Annotated in this window: 4 protein-coding genes; all 4 read right to left on the reverse strand. The window is 56.0% G+C overall.

Annotated features, from left to right (window positions below):
* Positions 1–173 precede the first annotated feature (173 nt).
* A complete protein-coding gene (locus GBJ34_RS15790) occupies positions 174–1,352 on the reverse strand; it encodes a helix-turn-helix domain-containing protein (RefSeq protein WP_226341226.1) in 1,179 nt (392 codons plus the stop codon).
* 230 nt (positions 1,353–1,582) lie between these two features.
* On the reverse strand, positions 1,583–2,539 hold the full coding sequence (repB, locus tag GBJ34_RS15795) for a plasmid partitioning protein RepB (RefSeq protein WP_151720168.1): 957 nt from the start codon (positions 2,537–2,539) through the stop codon (positions 1,583–1,585).
* Positions 2,529–3,737: a plasmid partitioning protein RepA gene (gene repA, locus GBJ34_RS15800; protein ID WP_008030564.1), complete on the reverse strand. Its 1,209-nt coding sequence runs from the start codon at positions 3,735–3,737 to the stop codon at positions 2,529–2,531. The genes repB and repA overlap by 11 nt, the downstream gene beginning before the upstream one ends.
* A 443-nt stretch (positions 3,738–4,180) precedes the next feature.
* Positions 4,181–5,038 (reverse strand): recombinase family protein (locus tag GBJ34_RS15805; RefSeq protein ID WP_226341227.1); only part of this gene is annotated, 858 nt, incomplete at its 5' end.

Here is a 5,038-nt window from a genome sequence, read left to right on the forward strand (position 1 = left end):
ACAGGGTGATCTTCTGGGCAGCTTGGGCCATCAGGTTTTCTCCACGACGGGCGCCGGGAGCCACTCTCCCGATCTCACTTCCCGCCACCCTCAAACCAACCATTCTCTCACTTTCGTACTGGATATAGGTGCTAACGACAGACCGGCAGGGCGGCGCGTTTCAGTTGGATGATTTATGTACCAACGCAAAGTTGGCCATGGCCAACTCTTGTCTTGGCGCAACCGGCTAGGATTCTCGATAGGTAGTTGTCTGGGCTTTTGACCTGGTCGATCTTGCAGGCCATTTGATCTGCCACCTGAATCGCTTTTTCTAGGCCAAGCACAGACACCGCCCTACCCAACAGAGCGCTGTCTATTCTCAGCATCTTACCAAACTCAAATAGCAGCTGTAGGAGGCCGTGTTCTGTGGTGGGGTAGTCTGGATAAAAGGCCGGGATTTCGGTCAAGCAAGCCCATAGCTCTGTCATCGTGCGCGGGAAGGTTATTTTTGTATATGATTTTTGAGTCTCTTTGTGCCGGACATTTTGCCCGTCTGAGGCGGTCGGTTTGTTCGAGTTAGAAGGCGGGGCTTGTTCTTGGCGTTGTTCGTGTTGCAGATCGTTGGCCGTGGCCAACTCTTCCAAATGCGGTACGCTTGGAGTGACTACCTTACTTTGCAGGATGCATTTGAGTCTGCTGATGACGCTGCTTGCCTGAAGTACAGTGACTCCGGTTCGACGCATAAAGTTGCGGGCGGCTTCGACGAACTCTAGGGTCTCGCCGTGCAGGCATAGGGAGAGGCATTCACCGCGCAGTTTTTGGATGTAGGCTTTCATGCCTCGAAGTTCGTCGGCTTCCTGACGATGTTTCTGAGACAGTGCAAGGATTTCGCCAGACCGTGCGAGCAGGGGCGACAGGTCGATGCCGAACGCGCCGATGACTTTACCGTTGCGCATAATTGGGAATCGTTTGCCGTTGGCGCTGTCTCGCCGTTGGATTAGGTTCGCAGCTTCAAGTTTCTCAAGGTGTCGCCGAAGTTGCCTGTCCGTTATGCCTTTCGCGCGGAAACATAAAGTGTCGTTGCAAGCGAACACGGTCAGCAGGGTGAGTGGCGTGATTGGGCTGTCATTCCCTGTTTTCGGATTGTTGCAGGGAAGGCAGCTCAAGAGTGCGTCAAGCACAACGACTGAAGGCGGCCGCAGGCCCAGTGCGCGACCTGTGGTGTTGACCGCCGCCATAAGCGCGCGCCGCGTTACAGGTACGAAGTGTGGCTGGTGTTCGATCGTGCCAATACCGGCGAAAGAATCGAAGATTGAAGGCGCACAACTCAGGTGTGCCTCGACCTCGATGGTCGTGACTGCTTCTTGTTCCATCTGTTTTCAGACAGCAAAAGGATACCGGTCACCGAAATCGGTGTTGCAGTGATTCGATTTCTTGGGTACCAATAGATTGCGAGTAAATCGGGACCCTCTGGAGTGCTTCACCGCCTTCGGGGGGTTTCTTTTTGCGCTACGTCTGCCTCCTTTTTGATTGTTTCTTGCCTGTTTCATTAGGGTTGACCATGGCCAACCCTATAAAGATCAATCACTTAACCGTTTCGGCGTCATGATTTTTCTTTCCACTCCTTGTAGAGGCGCTCAAGCTGCGTCTCCACGAAGTTGATGAACCCGCGCTCCTTTTTGTCGGAAACCTCGATCAAAAGACGTTGGCCTTTGGACCTGAAAGCCACCGAAGTTGCGTGCATCTTGTTGAGCGGGGCAGGGGAGGGGCCCTTGGCGGCAGACTCCGCTGCGTTCTGCTGTGCATCCGCAACCTTCTGCAGCGCATCGATGACAGCGCTGAGCTTCTCTGCCGCAGTGCCTTCTTCAGGAACAAGCAAGAGGACAGAACTGTCTGAAGGGGCGTTTTCGGTTTTGACCAGACGACGCAGTTCCAGCCATGGGCGACGGCCTGCTTCATGCGCGGCGCCAATTTTGTAGATCACTGCGTCGGGCACGTCTCGGGCAACGCCAATCAGTTTGCTTAGCGTTCCCTTGTCGACAGCTAGCACATCGCCGATCTCGGCCCGGGTGAAGCCCTGGTCCTCTAGCTTGGTGGCGAAAATGGCTTGTTCGATGAAGCTGCGTTCTAGGCGCGCAGAGTTTTCCAGGGCCTGTGAGACAAGCGCCTCACGGTGGTCCATTTCCTTGACATAAGCCTTGACCTTGATCCCAAGCACGCGGCACGCGGCAATTCTGCGGCGTCCGTAAACCACCTCATAGCGAGGGCCAGGGCCACGGCGATAGCGGAGCAGTGCAGGGAGCTGTTGTCCTGATGTCCTGATGGACTCGATCAGATCATCAAGCCCTTCGGATACGTCAAAACGATCCGCGATTTCAGAATCGCCGATCTCATTGACATCCACGTCCTGGGTGGCTTGTGCCGAGACCTGAGAAAGGACGTCTGACATGCTCTTCAGGGAACGAGGCGAGCTTTCGTCCACCTTCGACCCGGCCTCGGCAGCAACCAAAGGCTTTGAGCCCATTTGTGCTAGGCTCTTGGCAAGAAGATCACGCTTCATTTGTGCCCCCTCGACCCCATGCTGACTGGATCATCTTTTCAATGTCATTTGAAAAGCTCATCACCGACTCTAGGGCTCGCTCATAAGTCTTTCGGTTCTTGGTCGTAGCGAGGTCCACTTCGAAGATTGTCTTCTGCGAAAGGCCGGCCTCGCTAACCGCCGAAGACTTCACGAAGGGCGTCTTGATCACACTGTCGCCTAGCAATTGCCTGAGCCATTCAGACAAGTCCTGCTGCGTGCTGATAGCGGTGTCGAAGCGCGTCAGGAGGTAGGCGAAATTGTCATACGCGCCGATGCCACCGTTCGAGTACAGGACTTCCAACACGCCCGACGCCATCGTCAGGAACTGGCTGGCCGAGGCCAGGTCGACACGCTCAGGGATGATGGTCATGAGAAGCGACGTCGATGCACAGACCGCCGCCATCGTCAGATAGCCAAGCTGAGGCGGGCAGTCGATTAAAACGATGTCATAATCGTCTTCAACCTGTCGTAGCGAGTCGCGGATCCGATTGAAGAAGACGGGTTGTTCGCCACGGCTCAGCGCGGTTGGAGTTTCGGTTTCGAATTCCGAGAGCATGATCCCGCCGGGCACTAGATCCAGGTTCGGGAAGTAGGTCTTGCGCAAAACGTCCACGATAGGCACCCGGGACGTTTCGCCATCGTTGTAGCGAATTGCATCATACAGCGTGCCGCCGTGACGGAAGTCGATCTCTGGCTGGTATCCAAAGAAGGTCGTCAGTGAGGCCTGAGGGTCCGCATCGACCAAACACACACGGTATCCACGCAGGGCGAGCCTCATCCCGAGAGTCACGGTGGTCGTAGTTTTGCTGGATCCGCCCTTGAAGTTGACGGTTGACCAGATCTGAAGCTTGTCACCTTGTCGCCGACCGGGAAGGAACTGAAACGGATCCTTTGCATTCTGAGCCAGAATGTTGCGGATCTGGAGAATGTTCTCGGCGGAATAAAGGCGCTTGTTACCCGGTCCCTGTTCGACTTCTGGAATTCTGCCGTCGAAATGCGCCTTGCGCAGATAGCCGTCGCTCACCCGCAACAACTCTCCGACCTCTGCGCTTGTGAAGGCGCGGAGTGTCTTTTCTTCCTTCGGTGCCAGAAAAAGCTTCGACATATGTTCAAGGGCTTCAGAAAGCCGCTCTGCGTCTGCCTTGAGCTTGTCATGCAACACTTGGTGCATCATCATTCGCCTGTCTCGAGACATCTCTTAAGCGTTACCCGTGATCTGCAGTCGATCGGTGCCAGCAGGAACGCAGTGGACGTCGTTTTCTTAGTTTTCGCGTTACAGATATGACGCCCGTCGGGAAGAAACTCAAGGCAAATCTTGTGCAGCTATCTTGTGCTTTCTGCGGACCATGGCACCATATGATGCGAAAAGGCTAACGTGACCTGTTAAAGATTGGGTGTAGGACATTGTAAAGATTACAGAAAATGTCGCGAGACTTATCCACAGGACCCGACGCCCTTGAACCTACGCGTGATGCTTGGAAAATCTCTGACCAGGCTCAGTAACGCTGTAGCAGACCTGACCACGGCAATCGTGTTCGCGTGAGCATCGCAAGCGATTCTTCGTCTGAGCCCGTCGGTAGAATGCCTTTTGGCCTATTGGGCACCGAAAAGCGTTACCTACTACAACAGTCTCAACTTCTTCGCCCGCTCCAAGATCATCTTGACCGATGACGGCTCCCACTTGCTGCGGCCCCTAGGTGTCCGTTCGCGCATGGTCTCTAGCCGGTCGCAGATGGCTTGAAGAGTCATCTTGGGATCTGCGCCTTTGATGCCCGCGACGATGGCGGGCAGGCGATCATCCTTGTCGGATGCGGTCGCACGGGAAAGGACAGTGTCTGGCAGCAGGCCTTCGCGGACGAAGGTTTTGGCAGCACGGATCAGGCGGGGCAGGGACCAAGGCTGCGCCTCGCTCGGCAGACCTGAATTGACGATGCGCAGCACGTCTTCCCAAGGCAGGCCCGGTCTCAGACGGCGCACTTCCGGCACCCACTGTTCAGCACTGGCATTCAGTTTCTGGAAATGGCTTTCCACTCGCGCGGCTCTTGCTTTGCGGATTGCCACGGGGTCGCCCGCCTTTAGGCCTGGGTTGCCGCCAACCCGCCCTTCTGCCTTCGCAGATCGCAACCCGGCCTTGGTGCGCTCGCGTATCAAGGCCCGTTCAAACTCGGCGGCCGCACCCAGAACCTGCAAGGTGAACTTGCCCTGAGGCGACGCCGTGTCGATTGGATCCTGCAAGGACCGGAAATGTGCGCCTTTCGCCTCCAACCGCTCAATGATCTCCAAGAGGTGAGAGAGTGAACGGGCCAGGCGGTCGATCCGAACCACGACAAGTGTATCGCCAACGCGCAGCTGATCCAGCACACGCGCCAGAACAGGCCGGGTGCGACTGCCGCCCGAGGCTTGCTCTTCGACAATTTCCACGCAGCCTGCGGAGCGCAACTCCTGAACTTGGGGCAGGGCGGTTTGATCTTCGGTGGA

The organism is Gemmobacter serpentinus, from assembly GCF_008973825.1.
In the GTDB taxonomy this organism is placed as follows: Bacteria; Pseudomonadota; Alphaproteobacteria; order Rhodobacterales; family Rhodobacteraceae; genus Gemmobacter; species Gemmobacter serpentinus.